1 protein-coding gene is annotated in these 19,038 nt (G+C 72.2%); it reads right to left on the bottom strand.

The window, feature by feature from the left end:
* Positions 1–3: 3 nt before the first annotated feature.
* The gene (locus ACFYO0_RS01265; RefSeq protein WP_388668701.1) at positions 4–18,960 is read right to left on the bottom strand and encodes an amino acid adenylation domain-containing protein; all 18,957 of its coding nucleotides are present in this window, start codon (positions 18,958–18,960) and stop codon (positions 4–6) included.
* Positions 18,961–19,038 lie beyond the last annotated feature (78 nt).

Raw genomic sequence — 19,038 nt, 5'->3', positions numbered from 1 at the left:
GGACTAGCGGGCAAGGGGCTGGGGACGGTGCTGGATGCGGGTGACAAGGGCCTTCAGGGCGCGGAACCAGGTCTCGGCCAGGTCGCGGACCGCCTCCTCGGACAGGACGGCCTCGGGCCAGGACCAGTGGGCGGCCAGGACGGGGCCGTCGGCGCGGTCCTCGGTCACGACGTTGATGCCGAGGGCGTGGCCCTCGCGCATCTCCGGTTCGGCGCCGATGTCCGCGACGTCCTCCTCCGCGGCGTACGACCAGTCCGTCTCCTCGGGGATGCCGAACCGGCCGAGGTAGTTGAACTCGATCGCCGGTGTTTCGAAGGCGGCGAGGACCGGTGCCGTACGGGGGTTGAGGTGGCGCAGCATGCCGTAGCCGACGCCGTTCGCGGGCAGCGAGCCGAGATGCCGTCGTACCGCGGCCACCGCCTCGTCCGCAGCCGGGCCGCCCTGGAGCGCGTCGTCCAGGTCGGCGGGGCCGGTGTCCAGGCGGACCGGGAAGACGCTGGTGAACCAGCCGACCGTACGCGACAGATCGGCGTCCCCCGCCAACTCCTCCTCGCGGCCGTGGCTTTCGAGGTCGACGAGGACCGGACCCGCCGAGCCGTCCCCGTGGCGTCGCCGCCAGTCGGCCACGGCGAGGCCGAGACCGGTGAGCAGGACGTCGTTGACGTTCGCGCCGAAGGCGGCGGGCACGGCCGAGAGCAGCGGGCCCGTCTGGTCGGCGGGCAGGCGCAGTGCCAGTTCCCGTACCGTGCCGACGGTGTCGCGGTCCGGGTCGAGCGGCCGGTTCAGCGGGAAGGGCGCGGCGCCTTCGAACACGCCGGTCCAGAAGGGCAGTTCCGCGTCGCGGGCCGGGTCCTGGGCCAGCTCGGCCAGCTTGCGGGACCAGGTGCGGAAGGAGGTGTCGACGGGCGGGAGTTCCGCCGGGCGCCCGGCTGCGACGTCCTGCCAGGCGGCGGCCAGGTCGGGCAGCAGGACGCGCCAGGAGACGCCGTCGGTGACGAGGTGATGGGCCATCAGCAGCAGTCTGCCCGGCTCACCGCCCGCGTCGAACCACACGGCCCGCACCATGGCGCCGGCATCCGGGTCGAGCGTCGCGCGGGCGGCACGGGCGCGTTCCGCGACCACCGTCCGCAGCGCCTCGGCGTCCAGCCCTGCGACGTCGACTCGCTCGATCCATGCCTCGGTGTCCACCGCGTCAGGGCCCGGGACCTCGATGGCCCAGTCGTCGGCTCCCGTACTGCCCGTGCCTCCCGTACTGCCCGTGCCTCCCGTACGGACCAGCCTGCCGCGCAGCATGGCGTGCCGATCCGCGATCGCCCGCAGCACGGCGGCCAGCTTCGGCCGGTCCAGGGCGGCGGGAGTCCGGACCAGGGCGGCCTGGTGGTAGCCCTTGAAGGAGCCGCCGAGTTCGCGCAGCCAGTGCATGACCGGCGTCAATGGCACGGTGCCGATTCCGTCGTCGGCGGGGCGGGCACGGGTGGCCTCGGGTCCGGCAGCCGTCGCGACCTCGGCGAGAGCGGCGACCGTACGGTGACGGAACACCAGGCGCGGGGTGATCCGCACCCCCGCCGCCCGAGCCCTGCTCACGAGCTGCATGGCCACGATGCTGTCGCCGCCCAGGGTGAAGAAGTCGTCGTCGACGCCCACTTCGTCCAGTCCGAGTACGTCGGCGAAGACGCCGCAGAGGGTCTTCTCCAGTTCCGTACCGGGAGCCCGGCCGGTGGAGACGGCGCTGAAGTCCGGGGCAGGCAGGGCGGCCCGGTCCAGCTTGCCGTTGGCCAGTGCGGGCAGCCGGTCCAGGAGTACGACGGCGGCCGGGACCATGTAGTCCGGCAACTGCCCGCCGACGTGCCCACGCAGCCGTCCGGCGTCGGGGAGCCGTCCGGCGACCGGAACGACGTACGCCACCAGCAGTTTCCGCGACCCCTCCTGACGTACTGTCACCACTGCTTGGGCGACGTCGGAGTGGGAGGAGAGCACGGACTCGATCTCGCCGGGTTCGATCCGGAAGCCGCGGATCTTCACCTGGTCGTCGGCACGGCCCAGGTAGTCGATCTGTCCGTCGGCGGTCCACCGGGCCAGGTCACCGGTCCGGTACAGCCGCGAGCCGGGCGGCCCGAACGGGTCGGCGACGAAGCGCTCGGCGGTCAGCGCGGGACGGCCCAGATAGCCGCGGGCCAGACCGCCACCGGCCAGGTACAGCTCGCCCGTGACGCCGGGCGGTAGGGGTTGCAGCCGGTCGTCGAGTACGTATGCCCGGGTGCCCGCCACGGGTCGGCCGACGAGAGGCCGGTCGCTGTCGCGGACCCGCGCCACGAGAGCGTCGACGGTGGACTCGGTGGGCCCGTACAGGTTGAACGCCTCGGTGCCGGGCAGTCGCCCGAGCCGCTCCCACTGCGCCGCCGGTACGGCCTCGCCGCCGACGCCGACGACGGCGAGCGGGCAGCTGCCGTCCTCGCGGACCAGTCCCGTCTGAGCCATCTGCGCGAAGAACGACGGCGTGACCTCCAGGAAGTCGAAGCCGTGCTCGACGACGGCCGCCGCGAGCAGTTCGGGGTCGCGACGGGTCTCGTCCGAGACCACATGCACGCAGTGCCCGTCGAGCAGCCACAACTGTGGTTGCCAGGAGGCGTCGAAGGAGAACGCCCAGGCGTGTCCGGCTCGTAGATGCCGCCGGCCTGTGGCGGCCTTGGCCGATGCGTACAACGTCTCGCGGTGGCTGTGGAAGAGGTTGCCCACGGTCTCGTGGGTGACGACAACTCCCTTGGGGCGGCCGGTGGAACCGGAGGTGTAGATCACATAGGCCGGGTGGCGCGGCGTCAGCGGTTCGGTGCGGTCGGTGTCGAGAAGGTCGGCGGTGCTCTCGCCCGCGAGCAGTTCCGCGGTCCTCGGGTCGTCGAGGAGCATGGCCGGCGGGCCGTCCGGGGGCAGCAGCGGGGCGAGGTCCTTCGTGGTGAGGACGAGTACCGGGCGGGCGTCGTCGAGCATGTCGCGGGTGCGGCCCGCCGGGGCGTCCGGGTCGAGCGGCAGATACGCGGCACCGGCCTTCTGCACCGCCAGGATGGCGAGCAGGGTGCGGGCGGTACGGGGCAGCGCCAGGGCGACGATCCGCTCGGGTCCGGCGCCGTGCGTGAGCAGCAGCCGGGCGAGCCGGTTGGCCTTGGCGTTCAGTTGGGCGAAGGTCAGCCGGAGGCCGTCGGAGGCCACGGCGGGGGCGTCCGGGGAGAGTTCGGCCTGCCGCTCGAAGAGAGCCGGGACGGTGGTGGGCGGGGCGAGTGCGGGCGTGTCGTTCCACTCGGTGAGGATCCGTCGGCGTTCGGCGGCGCCGAGGACGTCGATCCGGGTGATCGGTGTGTCGGGGGCGGCCACCACCGCACGCAGCAGGCGGATCAGCCGTTCGGCGACGGCCTCGGCGGTGGCGTGGTCGAACAGGTCGGTGCTGTACTCCAGGACTCCGTCGACGCCTTCGCCGTCGGCCCGCTCCACGAAGTCGAAGGAGAGGTCGAACTTGGCGGTGGTCTGGCCGATCTCCTCCCGCCGCGAGCGCAGCCCGGCGAAGCCGGCGTCGTCACCACCCGCGGCGAGGTACACGACCATGACCTGGAACAGTGGGTGCCGCGCGAGCGAGCGAGCGGGACTGAGCGCGTCCACCACCCGTTCGAACGGCACGTCCTGGTGGTCGAAGGCGGCGAGGTCCGTCTCCCGTACGCGGCCGAGGAGTTCGCGGAAGGTGGGCTCCCCCGCGGTGTCGGTGCGCAGTACCAGCGTGTTGAGGAAGAACCCGACCAGGTCCTCCAGCGCCTCCTCGGTGCGACCTGCGATCGGGCTGCCCAGCGGGATGTCGGTACCGGCTCCGAGCCGGGTCAGCAGCGCCGCCACCGCGGCCTGGACGACCATGAACATGCTCACATTGCCCGTCCGGGCCAGTTCGCGCAGCTGAGCCGCAAGCTGCGGGTCCAGCGGCATGTGCACGGTCCCGCCGCGGTAACTTGCCTCCAGCGGACGCGGCCGGTCGACGGGCAGCGCAAGCTCCTCCGGGAGTCCCGCCAAGTTCCGCTGCCAGAAGTCGAGTTGACGCGCGGCCAGGCTGGCCGGGTCCTTCTCGTCGCCGAGCATCGCCCGCTGCCACAGGCTGAAGTCGGCGTACTGGACGGGCAGGGGTGCCCGGTCCGGGGCACGGCCCGCGGCCCGTGCCGCGTACGCGTCGGTCAGGTCCCGGGTGAGCGGCAGGTCGGACCACTCGTCGCCCGCGATGTGGTGGAGCAGGAACAGCAGTACGTGTTCGTCGTCGGCGACCTGGAACAGGCGGACGCGCAGCGGCGGTTCACGGTCCAGCTCGAAGCCGTACTCGGCGGCCTCGACGAGCCGCCCGCCCAGCTCCTCCTCACTGGTGCGGACGACCTCCACCTGGACCCCGGCCCGTTCGGGGTCGAGGATCAACTGGTGGGCGCGGCCGTCCTGTTCCGGGAAGACGGTGCGCAGCGGCTCGTGCCGGGCGACCAGATCGTCGACGGCGAGCCGGAGCGCGTCCGTGTCGAGCGCTCCGGAAAGCCGCCAGACGATCGGGATGTTGTACGTGGGGCTGGGACCCTCCACCTGATACAGCACCCACAGGCGCTGCTGGGCGAAGGACAGGGGCAGCCGCTCCGGCCGTTCCGGGGCAGCGGTCAGGGCCGGGCGCGCGGGCTCGTCGGCGGCACCCGCCGTTTGCTCCGCGAGCCGGGCCACCGTCGGGGCCTCGAAAACCGTGCGCAGCGCCAGCTCGCCGCCCAGAGCCGCCCGTACGCGGCTGACCAGCCGCATGGCCAGGAGCGAGTGGCCGCCGAGCGCGAAGAAGTCGTCGTCGACACCGATCCGTTCCAGGCCCAGCACGTCCGCGAACAGTCCGCAGAGGATCTCCTCGCGCGGGGTGCGCGGAGCACTGCCGCTGCCCGTTTCCGCCGTGAAGTCGGGGGCGGGCAGAGCCTTGCGGTCGAGCTTGCCGTTGGGGGTGAGCGGCAGGGCGTCGACGGCCACGAAGGCCGCGGGGACCATGTGCTCGGGCAGGGCTGCCCCGGTGTGGGCACGCAAAGCGGCCGATTCAGGTGCCCGGTCCGCGGCCGGGACGATGTACGCGACGAGTCGCTGGTCATGTGGAATGACGACGGCGTGGGCGACGGCCTCGTGCCGGGCGAGCACGGCCTCGACCTCGCCGAGTTCGATGCGGAAGCCGCGGATCTTGACCTGGTCGTCGGTGCGGCCGAGGTATTCGACTGTGCCGTCGGCCGTCCAACGGGCCAGGTCTCCCGTGCGGTACATACGGGCGCCGGGTTCGCCGTACGGATCGGCGACGAACCGCTCGGCGGTCAGGCCGGGACGGTCGAGGTAGCCCCGGGCGAGCTGGACGCCCGCCAGGTAGAGCTCGCCGGGGACGCCCGGAGGCACCGGACGGAGTCCGGCGTCCAGGACGTACACGCCGGTGTTCCACACCGGGCGGCCGATCGGCACGCTCTCCGCTTCCGGTCGCACCTCGATCGCGGTGACGTCGACGGACGCCTCGGTCGGGCCGTAGAGGTTGTGCAGCTCGGCGGAGAGCACCTGGTGGAAGCGGTTCGCCAGCGGTACCGGCAGGGCCTCGCCGCTGCACATCACTCGGCGCAGGCCGGTGCACCGCGCCGCGGAGGGTTCCTCAAGGAACAGCTGGAGCATCGACGGCACGAAGTGCACCGTCGTGATCTGCTGTTGCTGGATCAACTCGGCGAGATAGGCCGGGTCCTTGTGGCCCTCCGGCCGAGCCACGACGAGCGTCGCCCCGGTGATCAGCGGCCAGAAGAACTCCCACACGGACACGTCGAAGCTGGACGGCGTCTTCTGCAGCACCCGGTCGTCACCGGTGAGTCCGTACGCTGCCTGCATCCACAGCAGACGGTTGACGATGCCCTGGTGCGGCACCACCACGCCCTTGGGACGGCCGGTCGAACCGGACGTGTAGATGACATACGCCGGGCTCAACGGGTCGTAGCCCAGTGGCAGTTCACCTGCCGGTCCGTCCGGCAGGGCGTCCCGGATCACGCACACCGGACGGGCGTCCTCCACCATGAGGGCGAGCCGCTCCTCCGGGTAGTCGGCGTCCAGCGGCAGGTACGCCCCACCCGCGCGGTGCACCGCCAGCAGCGCCACCACGAGGTCCACCGATCGAGGCAGCGCGACCGCCACCGTGCGCTCCGGGCCCACGCCCATGCCGGCCAGCACCCGCGCGGTGTACTCGACACGCGAGTCCAACTCGGCATAGGTGAGCCGCTGTTCGCCGAGGACGAGGGCGAGCGCGTCGGGTGTGCGGGCCGCTTGGGCGCGGAACAGCTCCGGCAGGGTGGTCGGCTCCACATCGTGCGCGGTGTCGTTCCACCGGCCGAGGACGGACTGCCGCTCGGACTCCTCCAGGACCTCCAAGTCCCGTACGGGCTGGTCCGGATCGGCCACCACCTGCTCCAGCAGCCGCACCAGACGCCCGGCCAGCCGCTCGGCGGTCGTCTCGTCACACAGGTCGGCCGCGTATTCCAGGAGCAGCACCAGACGGTCCCGGCCTGCCTCGTCCACGAAGGTGAAGTGGAGGTCGAACTTCGCCATGCCGGTGTCCATGTCGAACCACTCGGTCGGCATGCCGAGCACGTCCGGGTCGCCGTCGGGCCGGTAGTGGTATCCGAGCATGACCTGGAAGAGCGGGTTGCGCCCCGCCACGCGCGCCGGGTTGACCGCCTCGACCACCTGGTCGAAGGGCAGATCCTGGTGCTCGAACGCCTCCAGCGCCGACTCCCTCACGCGCCCGAGGAGTTGGCGGAAGGTGAGATCACCGCCGGACAGAGGGCCGCTGGACAGAGGGCCGCTGGACAGATCGGTACGCAGCACAAGCGTGTTGACGAAGAAGCCGACCAGATCGTCGAGCGCGTCATCCGTACGGCCCGCGATGGGTGCGCCGAGCGGAATGTCGTCCCCGGCACCGAGCCGGTGCAGCAAGGCGGCGGTGGCAGCCTGGAACAGCATGAACATGCTGGTGCCCGTGGCGGAGGACAGCTCGCGCAGTTCCCGGCCGGTGTCGGTGGGCAGTTCGAAGCGGACCTTGCCGCCCCGGCCCGTGGGCTCGGCCGGGCGGGGCCGGTCGAGGGGCAGGGTCAGTTCGTCCGGGAGGGCGCGCAAGGCCTCGGTCCAGTGGGCGAGTTGCTCCTCCCCGAGCCGACCGCCGAGCAAGGTGTCCTGCCAGAGCGTGTAGTCGGCGTACTGCACCGGGAGCGGCGCCCACTCCGGCTCGCGGCCCTCGCGACGAGCCTGGTAAGCGGTGGTGAGGTCGTTGAGGAACGGCCGGTCGGACCACTCGTCGGTGGTGATGTGGTGCAGCACCACGGCCACGACATGGTCGGCAGGAGCGATCCGGAACACCTCGCAGCGCAGCGGGAGTTCACGGCTGAGATCGAAGGGGCGGCGCTGGGCCGTCTCGATCAGGGTGGGCAGGGCGTCCTCGGCGCAGTCCATGACGGTGAACGAGGGCTCGCCCTCGGCCGCCGGGACGATCCGCTGATACGGCTCCCCGTCCTCCTCGAGGAACACGGTGCGCAGCGCCTCGTGCCGGCCGGCCACGTCCCGCAGGGCGGTCCGCAGCGCGTCCAGGTCGAGTTCGCCGCGGAGCCGGAAGACCAGCGGGAAGTTGTACGCGACGCCGCTGCCCGTGATCCGTTCCACCAGCCACAGGCGGCGCTGGGCGGCCGACAGCGGGATGCGTTCGGGCCGGTCGACGACAGGCACGACGGCCGGGCGTGCCGGTCGTCCGCCGTCGGCGCGGGCGGCGAGCAGCTCAGGTGTCGGGGCCTCGAAGAGGTCGCGGATCGCCAGTTCGGCGCCCAGCTCGGTGCGGGCCCGGCTGATCAGCCGGGTGGCGAGCAGGGAGTGGCCGCCGAGGTCGAAGAAGCCGTCCTCGGCACCGACTTCGGGCAGGCCGAGGACCTCCGCGAAGAGCCGGCAGAGCACCTCCTCCTCGGGAGTGCGCGGTCCTCGTCCGGTGCCGAGCGCGACGGCCGGTTCGGCTTCGGGCAGGGCGCGCACGTCGAGCTTGCCGTTGTCGTTCATGGGCAGCCGGTCGAGGGTGACGAAGGCGGCCGGGACCATGTAGTCGGGCAGCCGCTGCTTGAGGTCGTCACGGAGCTGCCGGACCAGGCTGTTCGCGTCGCGCGCGGCGGTCGGTTCGTTGGCGTACGGGGCCGTCCCACCGCCGGGGAGATACAGGCCGGCGGTCAGCCCGGGAGCGTCACCGGCCCCGCCGCCGTCACCGCCGTCACCGCCGTCACCGGCCAGGAACACGGCGTCGTACGTGCCCACTTCGCGGGACCAGGTGGTCAGCACGCGGTGACCGCGTTCGGCACCGAGGTCGTGGAGCGTCTGCGGGTCCACTCCGCCGTCGGCTCCGATACGGGCGTCGGGGATACCGGTGAGCCGCAGCGGGACTGTGGCGACGAGCTCCGTCAGGTCGAGGTCTTCGGTGAAGTCGACGGCCGGGACGTCGTCGAGTCGCAGGGCGGGATCGCCCGCGTACAGAACGGCGTCATAGCGGTAGCGGCTCAGCTCGTTGTGGTGGCGGGCGCGCTTGGTGCGGAGGTCGACTCCGTAGCCGAGGGTGGTGAAGTAGTCGGGGTCGACGAGGAGTTCCTTCTCCAGGCGCAGTCCGCGTTCGACGGCCCTGCCCAGAGCGTCACCGGTCACGCCGCGCGCGAGCTGGATCTCCGTCTGGAAGGTGCGGGCGAGCCGTAGGTTGCGCACGTCGCCGACGAAGAGCGCGCCGCCGGGGGCAAGCAGCTCCATGGCGCCCTGGATCACCGACGTGAGGTAGTCGATGCTCGGGAAGTACTGGATGACGGAGTTGATGACGATCGTGTCGAAGTAGCCGTCGCCGGGCAGCCCGTCGAGGTCGTCGGCGGGCTGCGCGCGGAGAGTGACCTTGGCGGCGAGTTCCGGGTCCTGGCGCAGGTCCTCGCCGATCTTGCGGATGACGGGGGCGGCGAAGTCGGTGGCCCAGTAGGCCTCGGCCTGCGGCGCGAGCCGGGACAGCAGCAGGCCGGAGCCGACGCCGATCTCCAGGATCCGCCGGGGCCGCAGCGAACCGATGCGCTCGACGGTGGCCTCGCGCCACTCCCGCATGTGGTCGAAGGGGATGGGCTGCCCGTCGTACGAGGAGTCCCAGCCGGCGTAGTCCTCGGTGAAGACGGCGGTGCTGATCTCCTCGTACTCGTCGGAGTAGATCTCCTGCCACTCGCCGACCTGTTCGCGCTCGGCGGTGTCCCGTTCGCCGCCGGTGGGACGGTCGGGGACGACGTAGCCGACGAGCCGGTCGTCGCGGACGAGGACGGCGGCCTGGGCCACCCGGGGGTGCTGGGCGAGCGCGGTCTCGATCTCGCCCAGCTCCACGCGGTAGCCGCGGATCTTGACCTGGTCGTCGGTGCGGCCCAGGAAGTCCAGGTTGCCGTCGGCGCGACGGCGCACCAGGTCGCCGGTGCGGTACATGCGCTCGCCGGGTTCGCCGAACGGGTCGGCGACGAAGCGCTCGGCGGTCAGGCCGGGGCGGCCGAGGTAGCCGCGGGCCAGACCGATACCGGCGATGTAGAGCTCGCCGGGGACGCCGTCCGGAACCGGTCGCAGCCAACCGTCCAGGATGTGGGCCCGCGTCCCGCGGATCGGACGCCCGACGGTGGGCGTCGCGCTGTCGAGGGTGCCGCCGCCGAGGGTGTTGATGGTGTACTCGGTCGGCCCGTAGAGGTTGTAGCCGTATGTGCCCTCGGTGTCGCGCAGCCGGTTCCACACCGTCTCCGAGACGGCCTCGCCGCCGAGCAGCACCAGCGGTGGCCGGTGGCCCTCCAACAGGCCCTGCTCGATGAGGAGATGGGCGTATGTGGGGGTGACGTTGACGACGTCCACGCGATGAGCTTCGCAGTACGCGACCAGGGCTTCGGCGTCGCGCCGCAGCTCCTCGTCGCAGATGTGCACCTCATGCCCCTCGACCAGCCACAGCAGTTCCTCCCACGACATGTCGAAGGCGAAGGACACCGTGTGCGCGATGCGCAGCCGACGGCCGCCCGCCGAGGCGATGGCCGGTTCGAAGATCTCCCGCTGGTGGTTGAGCTGCATATTGGTCAGGCCGCGGTACGGCGTGACGACGCCCTTGGGGCGGCCGGTGGAGCCGGAGGTGTAGATGACGTACGCCGGGTGCTCCAGGCTGAACACCTGGCGTGTCAGGTCGCCGGGAAGCGCGGCCAGTTCGGCCGTCACCGCCGGGTCGTCGAGCAGCACGCGCGGGCTGTCGGGGGCGGCACCCTCCAGTCGTGCGGCGACCGCTTCGGTGGACAGGATCAGTGCCGGCCGGGCGTCGTCGAGCATCGTGGCGAGCCGGTCGTCCGGGTAGTCCAGCTCCAGCGGCAGATACGCGGCCCCGGTGCGCAGTACGGCGAACAGAGCGACGACCATGTCCAGGGAGCGGGGCAGCCCGAGGGCGACGACCCTCTCGGGCGCGGCACCGCGGGCGAGCAGCAGCCGGGCCACGCGGTTGATACGGGTGTCGAGTTCGGCGTACGACAGGGTCGTGTCGCCGAAGACGAGCGCGGTGTCCTCAGGGGTGGCGGCGGCCTGCGCGGCCAGGAGGTCGGCGATGGTGTCCTCGGGGTCGGGGACACGGCTCGCGGCCCGCTCGCGCTCCAACTCGGCGTGCTCGGCGGGAAGCAGCGGGTCGAGGCCGCCCACGGGGGCGTCCAGGTCATGAGCCAGCCGCTCCAGCAGCAGCGTGAAGCGGTCGAGCAGGTCCTGCGCCTGCCGCCCACCGACGACGTCGGCCCGGTGGGTGAGGGTGACGTGGATGCGCTGCCCCGGTGTGACGACCAGGTTCACGGGATAGTGCGTCGCGTCGACGTTGGCGACGGCTCGGGCGCCGTGCCGGTCCGCCAGCTCGGCGAGTCGTTCCTCCGTGTCGCTGTTGCGCAGCACGAAAAGTGTGTCGAACAGCCGGCGGTGGCCGGTCTCGGCCTGGAGGACGCCCAGGCCCAGGTACTCGTACGGCATCACGGCAAGGCGTTCGTCCTGGACGCGCCGCAGCAGTCCGAGCACGGGCTCGGCGGGGTCGTAGGCGATCCGGGCGGGGACGGTGTTGAGGAACATGCCGATGACGTGCTCGATGTCCGGCACCTCGCTCGGCCGGCCCGCGACGGTGGTGCCGAAGACCACGTCATTGCGGCCGGTCGCGCTCGCCAGCGTCAGGCCCCAGGCAGCGGTGAGCACCGAGTTGAGGGTCAGTCCGTGCCGGCGTGCCGTGTCGCGCAGCCGCTCGCCCAGGTCCGCCGGGAGGGCGGCGTCCAGGCTCTCCGGGATGTCCGGCTCCAGGCCCTGGTCGGCGGCGGCGAGCAGGGTGGGCTCGTCCAGACCGGCGAGGGCCGTACGCCACGCGAGGGTGGCGACCGCGGTGTCCTGGGCCTCCAGCCAGGTGAGGTAGTCGCGGTACGAGCCGGGCGCGGGCAGGGCACTCGCGTCGCCGCCGGACTCGTACAGGGCGAAGAGCTGGTCCAGGAACAGCCACGCCGACCAGCCGTCCCACAGCAGCAGATGCCGGCCGACGACCAGCCGGTCGCCGCGCTCCTCACCGAGCCGCACGAGAAGCATCCGGAACAGCAGGGGCCGGGTCAGGTCGAAGCGGCGGGTGCGCTCCTCATCCATCAACTCCCGCAGTCGTACGTCCTGTTCGGGGACGGGCAGCCCGGACAGGTCGACCTCGTGGAGCGGGATCTCCGGCTCGCGGACGATGAACTGCACCGGCTGGCGCAGGCCTTCGCTGGTGAACCCGGCGCGCAGGCTCGGGTGGCGTTCCAGCAGGACGCGGGCCGCGGTGCGCAGCCGGTCCGCCTCGACGGGCGTGGCGAAGTCGAACGACTCGTGGACGGTGTAGACGTCCAGGGCACTGTCGTCGTACGTCGAGTGGAAGAACAGCCCTTCCTGGAGCGGGGCAAGCGGCCAGATGTCCTCGACGGGGTACGGGCTGAGCCGGTGAACGCGCTCTGTCTCGTCGGCGGTGAGGGAGAACGCGGAGGTCAGCATGCGGGCCGAGGCCACCGGGACGGCCGCCGCGGCGAGCGCTGCGGGAGTGCGGTGCTCGAAGACGTCCCGCGGATTGAGCTCCAGGCCTGCACTGCGGGCGCGGCTGGAGACGCCGATCGAGGTGATGCTGTCGCCGCCGAGCATGAAGAAGTCGTCGTCGATGCCGACGTCGTCGAGCTTCAGCACGGCCGCGAAGATCTCGGTGAGGGCGCGTTCGCGCTCGTCGCGCGGGGCCCGCGCCTCGGCGCGTACCGTCTGCGGCGCGGGCAGTGCGGCCCGGTCGAGCTTGCCGCTGGGGGTCAACGGCAGGGCGTCGAGGACGACATAGGCGCCGGGCACCATGGGCGCGGGCAGCGACTCTGCGAGAGCGGCCTGAAGTTCCGCGGGCTCCGGACGGGCGTCGCGGGAGGGGACGACGTACGCGATCAGTGCGCTGCCCGCGACGGTGACTGCGGCCTGGGCGACGCCGGGATGGCGGGTCAACGCGGCCTCGATCTCGCCGAGTTCGATGCGGTTGCCGCGGATCTTGACCTGACGGTCGGTGCGCCCCAGGTACTCGACGCTCCCGTCGGCGCGGCGGCGCACCAGGTCACCCGTGCGGTACATGCGCTCGCCGGGCGCGCCGTACGGATCGGCCACGAACCGCTCGGCGGTCAGGCCGGGGCGGGCGTGATAGCCGCGCGCCAGCTGAACGCCCGTCAGGTACAGCTCGCCGGGGGTGCCTTCGGGCACCGGGCGCAGGCAGGAGTCCAGTACGCGCAGGCCGGTGTTCCACACAGGACGGCCGATGGGCACGGTGGTGCCGGGTGTGCCGTCGTACGGGTGGTACGTGACGTCGACGGCGGCCTCGGTGGGGCCGTACAGGTTGTGCAGCGGTACCCCGGTGAGCGCCTGCCAGCGGTGCGCGGCGGCGCCGGGCAGCGCCTCGCCACTGCTGAAGACACGACGCAGTGAGGCCGCCCAGGCGGGATCGGCGGTGATCTCCTCGGACTGCAGGAAGGCTTCGAGCATCGAGGGCACGAAGTGCAGGGTGGTGACGCCCTGCTCACGGATCAGCCCGGCCAGGTACGCCGGGTCGCGGTGTCCGTCGGGGCGCGCGAGGACGACTGCGGCGCCCTCGCACAGCGCCCAGAAGAACTCCCAGACACTGACGTCGAAGCTGGCCGGGGTCTTCTGCAACACACGGTCGTCGGCGGCGAGTCGGTACTCGCCCTGCATCCAGGCCAGGCGGTTGACGATGGCCCGGTGGGTGACGACGACGCCCTTGGGGCGGCCGGTCGAGCCGGAGGTGTAGATCAGGTAGGCCGGGTCGTCGGGGCGGGCCGGATCGGGGGCGGTGGTGTGCGCCTCGTCGTCGGCCGGGGTGTCCAGGGTGTCCAGCAACAGGGGTGTGAGCCCGGCGACTTCGGGCAGCCGCGGTGCGGTGGCCGTCGTGGTGACGACCGTCGCCGCTCCCGAGTCGGTGAGCATGTGCGTCACACGGTCGGCCGGGTAGTCCACGTCGACGGGGAGGTAGGCGGCGCCGGACTTGAGCACGCCCAGCAGGGCGACCATGAGTTCCGCCGAGCGCGGTACGGCGACCGCGACGACCGAGCCGGGACGGGCGCCCCGGGTTCTGAGCCGTGCCGCCAACTCCTCGGCGCGGGCGTCCAGTTCGCGATACGTGAGCGTCTCGTCCTCGTACACCACGGCCGTGGCCCGCGGAGTGCGGGCGGCCTGGGCATCGAAGGCGGCGGCGAGCGTCGTCTCAGGCACGTCCCGCCGGTCGCCGGCCGGATGGGCGAGGGACAGTTCCTCCGCGGAGAGCAGTTCCAGGCCGGCGGCCGGCTGCCCGGGGTCGGCGGCGAGGGCGTCCAGGATCCGGGTGAGCCGGTCCGCGATCCGGTGCACGCTCTCGGCGTCGAGCCGCTGGGCGTGGTGCTTGAGGCGCAGGTCGAGTCGGCGGCCCGGCTTCACGATCAGGGCGAGCGGGTAGTGCACGGCGTCGTGGAACTCATGGCCCGTGACGTGGACGGTGCCGGACGGGTCGGTGAGGCCGGTCGCGGACGGGTAGTTCTCGAAGACGACCAGGGTGTCGAAGAGCTCGCCGCTGCCCGCGAGCCCGGCGACCCGCTGCAGCTCCGCGAGGCCGAGGTGCTGGTGGTCCAGCAGCCGCGCCTGCTCGTCCTGGAGCCGGCCGAGCAGCTCGGCGAGGGTGTCGGCGGGCTCCCAACAAAAGCGCGTGGGCAGGGTGTTGATGAACAGGCCGACCATGGACTCGATGCCCTCGACCTCGGCGTCACGGCCGGAGACGGTGGTGCCGAACACCACGTCCTGCCGGGCGGTCAGCCGCCCGATCAGCAGACCCCAGGCGCTCTGCACGACCGTGCCCAGAGTCACCCCGAGTTCCCGGGCCCGGGCCGCAAGGCGGGCGGTGACCTGCTCGGACAGCTCGACGCGGACCTGAGCGGGCTCGATCGGCGTACCGTCGGCGGGCGCCTCGACCAGCCGCGTGGGCTCGTCAAGACCGGCGAGGGCGGTGCGCCAGGCCTCGCGGGCGGCATCGCGGTCGGCGGTGGCCAGGCGGCGTAGATACCCGTCGTACGGCGCGACCTCGGGCAGTTCGGCCGGCGTGTCCCCGTAGCAGGCCATCAGCTCGCGGTGCAGCACCGGCAGGGACCAGCCGTCGGCGACGATGTGATGGAACGTCAGCAGCAGTCGGCTGCGGTTCTCGTCGAGCCGTACGAGCGCGCAGCGCACGAGCGGCGGGCGGGCGAGGTCGAAGCGCCTGGCACGTTCGTCGGCGGCGACCGCGTCGGCGAGCGTCGGCCGGACCTCCGCGTTCTGCGCGGACAGGTCCACCTCGCGCCAGGGCAGCTCGAGTTGGTCGGCGACGATCTGCACCGGACGGCCGTCGGCGAGCGGGCGGAAGCAGGCGCGCAGCGGTGCGTGCCGCTCCAGGACGCGCTGGGCGGCCCGACGCAGGGTCTCGCCGTCGACCGGGCCGGACAGTTCGAGGGCCTGCTGGACGACGTACGCGTCGCGGTCGGCGCCGTCGACGAGGGAGTGGAAGTAGAAGCCCTCCTGGAGCGGGCTCAGCGGCAGCAACTCCTGGACAGCGACCGGGTGTTCACCTTGCAGCTCGGCGAGTTCGGCTTCCGTGAGCCGGACGAGCGGCGCGTCCTCCCCGGTGTCCTGCGCGTCGGTCCGTACGTCGGCGGCTGCGGCGAGGGCCGCGACCGTACGGTGCCGGAAGACGTCGCGGGAGCTGAGGCGCAGTCCGGCCCGGCGGGCGTGGACGAGGAGCTGGATGGCGGTGATGCTGTCGCCGCCGAGGGCGAAGAAGTCGTCGTCGATGGTGGCCGAGCGCAGGCCCAGGACCTCGGCGTAGGCCGCGCACAGCAGTTCCTCGCGGGCGTCGCGCGGCGGGCGGCCGGAGCTGAGGGCGCCGTAGTCGGGGGTGGGCAGCGCGGCCGAGTCGAGCTTGCCGCTGGGGGTGACCGGAAGGCGGTCGAGCGGGACGACGGCTGCCGGGACCATGTACTCCGGGAGCCGGTCCGCCGCGTACGAACGCAGCCCCTTCATCAGGGCGTTCACGTCACGGAAGGGCGCGGGGCGGTTGGCGTGCGGGGCCGTGCCGGACGGGCAGTACACGCGGCCGTCGTACGGGGCGTCACCGAGGGCGAACAGCACATCGAGGCTGCCGTCGTCGGCGGAACCGTTCCAGGTGACGGCGACCCGGTGCCCGTGCCGGGAACCGAGCGCATGAAACGCCTCCGGATCCGGTGCGCCGGCCGGTGCGGCGGTGCGGCTGCTGCCGTCCAGGGCGGACAACGCGGCCAGGTCCTCGGCGAGTCGGACGTTCGGCACGCCCACCACCCGGAGCATGGACGGCCGTTCGCCCAGGCGGGCGTCGAGGTCGTCCAGGCCACCGAGGCCGGCCCACGCGATCTCCTCGCTGTCGGCCGGTGCCGAAGTGGCGGCGGCGCGCTTGGTGAGCACCACGTCGTAGCGGTACCGGGTCAGCTCGTTGTGATGGGCTCCGCGCTTGACGCGGATGTCGGCGTCGAAGCCGTCGAGCGCGGCGAAGAAGTCGGGGTCGAGCAGCAGCTCCCCCTCCCAGGCCACCGACCGCTCCACCGCGGTGCGCAGAGCCTGCTTGTCCTCCGGGTCGTCGGCGCGGCGGGTCTCGACTGCCGCGCGCAGACAGCGCAGCAGTCGGGCATTGCGGACGTCACCGACGAACAGCCTGCCGCCGGGCGCCAGCAGTTCCGCAGCGGCACCCAGTACCTCGGCGAGGTAGTCGGCGCTCGGGAAGTACTGGGCAACGGAGTTGATGACGACGGTGTCGAAGTAGGCCTTCGGCAGCCGGGAGGTGTCGTGGGCGGGCTGGGCGCTCAGGCGGACCCGGTCGGCCAGTTCCGGCACAGCCTCGACCTGGGTGCGCAGGGCGCGTACGGCCTCCTCGGAGAGGTCGGTGCCCCAGTACGCCTCGCATCCGGGCGCGACCCGGGAGAGGATCAGTCCGCTGCCGACGCCGATCTCCAGGACCCGGCGGGGCGTCAGTTCCTCGATACGGGCGACGGTGGCGTCACGCCACTCCCGCATCTCGTCGACGGGGATGGGCAGTCCGTCGTACATGCTGTTCCAGCCCGCGAAGTTCTCCCGGAAGCCTGCCGAGTTGTCCCGGCGGCCCTCGGATCCCGCCGCCGAGTAGAGCAGTTCGTGCAGGTCCTTCCACTCCTGGACCTGCCCGGTCTCGTCCCGCGCCGCCTCGGCCTCCAGGGAGGGCACGACATAGGCGGCCAGTCTGCGGTCGCCGGGCCGGTCCTCACGCACCACGACCGCCGCCTGGTCCACGGCCGGGTGGCCGCGCAGTACGGACTCGATCTCGCCGGGTTCGATGCGGAAGCCGCGGATCTTCACCTGGGAGTCGGCCCGGCCGAGGAACTCAAGGCGTCCGTCCGCCTTCCACCGCACCAGGTCGCCGGTGCGGTACAACCGCTCGCCGGGCGCCCCGAACGGGTCCGCGACGAACCGCTCGGCCGTCAGGTCCGGCCGCCCCAGGTAGCCGCGGGCCAGGCCCGCGCCCCCGAGGTAGAGCTCGCCCGCCACGCCCGCCGGGACGGGCTTCAGCCGGGCGTCGAGTACGTAGGCGCGGGTCCCGGGGTCGGGGACACCGATCGGCACGATGGTGCCGGCGGGGGTGTCGGGGTCGCAGAGGCCGAGAGTGGAGTTGGTCGTCGCCTCGGTCGGGCCGTACGCGTTGAACATCATCCGGCCGCGCGCATAACGGCCGACCAGTTCGGGCGAGACGCGTTCGGTGCCTGCAAGGAGGGTGGCGGGCGGCAGTTCGATGTCCTCGGGCATGGCCGCGAGCAGGGCCGGCGGGAGGATCATGAAGGTGATGCCATGGGCGTGCGCGTACTCGGCGAGCGGTGCGCCCGGCACCCGGCGCTCGGTCGGTACGACGACGAGCCGGCCGCCCGAGAGCAGTCCGAGGCACAGGTCCCAGAACGCCACGTCGAAACTGGGCGAGGCGAACTGGAGCACCCTGCTGTGCGGGCCGATGCCGAACCGTTCGGCCTGTGTGGCGACCAGCTTGGCGACGCCCGCGTGCGAGAGCACCACGCCCTTGGGGCGGCCGGTGGAGCCGGAGGTGTAGATGACGTAGGCGGCGTTGCCGGTGGACAGCGCCTCGGGGGTGGGATCGTGCGCGGGGCGCTGCCCCAACTCCCGTACGGTGTCGGGCTCGTCGAGGATCAGCCGGTCCATGCCGTCGCTCGGCGGGATGTCGGCCGCGGCCTCGGTGGTGGTGACCAGACAGGCGGGGGCCGCGTCGGTGAGCATGTAGGAGATGCGGTCCGCCGGGTAGTCGGTGTCCACCGGCAGGTAGGCGGCGCCGGACTTGAGCACGGCGACCTCGGCGATGATCAGCTCGGCCGAGCGGGGTACCGCGAGCGCGACGACCCGTTCGGGTCCGGCGCCGCGCGCGATGAGGGCGTGGGCCAGCCGGTTGGCGCGCTCGTCGACCTCGGCGTAGGTCAGTCGGGTGTCCTCGAAGACGAGGGCGACGGCGTCCGGGCGCAGGCGCACCTGCTCGGCGAACGACTCCGGCCAGGTGCGTGACGGAACGTCGTGCTCGGTGTCGTTCCACTCCTCGACGATGCGGTGGCGCTCCTCGGCGGCGAGCAGTTCCAGCTCGCCAACGGGCGTACCCGGCCGGGTCAGGGCGTCGGCCAGCAAGGTCGCGTAGTGGCCCGCGATGCGCTCGGCGGTCCCGGCCTCGAACAGATCCTGGCGGTATGTCACGCGCACTTCGTCCGCGGAGACTTCGCCCGCGACTTCGCCGGCGGAGACTTCAAGCGTGACGTCCAGCGGGCCGGCCGATGCGGTGTCCCCGAAGGCCGTGTTGAACAGCAGACCGCCGCCGCGGGTGGGCTCCGGCCGCAACTGGGCGATGAGCGTGGACAGTTCGAGCCGGTGGTCCCGGGCCTCGGCACACGCCTCGGCCACCCGGCGCACCAGTTCCGTGAACTCCGTGCCGCCGTCCAGGGCGACCCTGACCGGCAGGCCGTCGTACCCGACAGTGATGTCCCGCGCGCCGCTGTAGCGGTGCAGCACCGCGACATACGCGGACAGCAGCGTCACCTCGTCGGCCATGGTGGCCAACGGTCGGCTCACCGACCGCTGTTCCTCGCCGGGCCGCAGGGGATACGGGAAGTCGACGGGCAGGGCTGTCTCCTGAGGGAGCGGGTCGAGCCGTCGACTCCAGAACGCCTGAACTTCGTTGTCGTCGATGCCTGACACACGCTCTACAAAACCGGACACAGCTGACCGTGCCTCCCGGGTGTGCGGAACCGGCTCTGCCGGAGGACCGCAGGTCATACTAAGGTAAGGATTACCTAACCAAAAGACCCAATCGCCACGGACCCCAAGCTCACGACTAGGATTAAGGTCTGCCTA

This window comes from Streptomyces sp. NPDC006365, from assembly GCF_042870755.1.
Lineage (GTDB): Bacteria > Actinomycetota > Actinomycetes > Streptomycetales > Streptomycetaceae > Streptomyces > Streptomyces xiangluensis.
The sequence above is the reverse complement of the archived record's forward strand: the minus strand, read 5'-3'. Positions and strand labels throughout refer to the sequence as shown.

Excerpts from the sequence above, each read along its gene's own strand:
- ACFYO0_RS01265 (WP_388668701.1), bottom strand. The coding sequence starts at position 18,960 with ATGACCTGCGGTCCTCCGGCAGAGCCGGTTCCGCACACCCGGGAGGCA.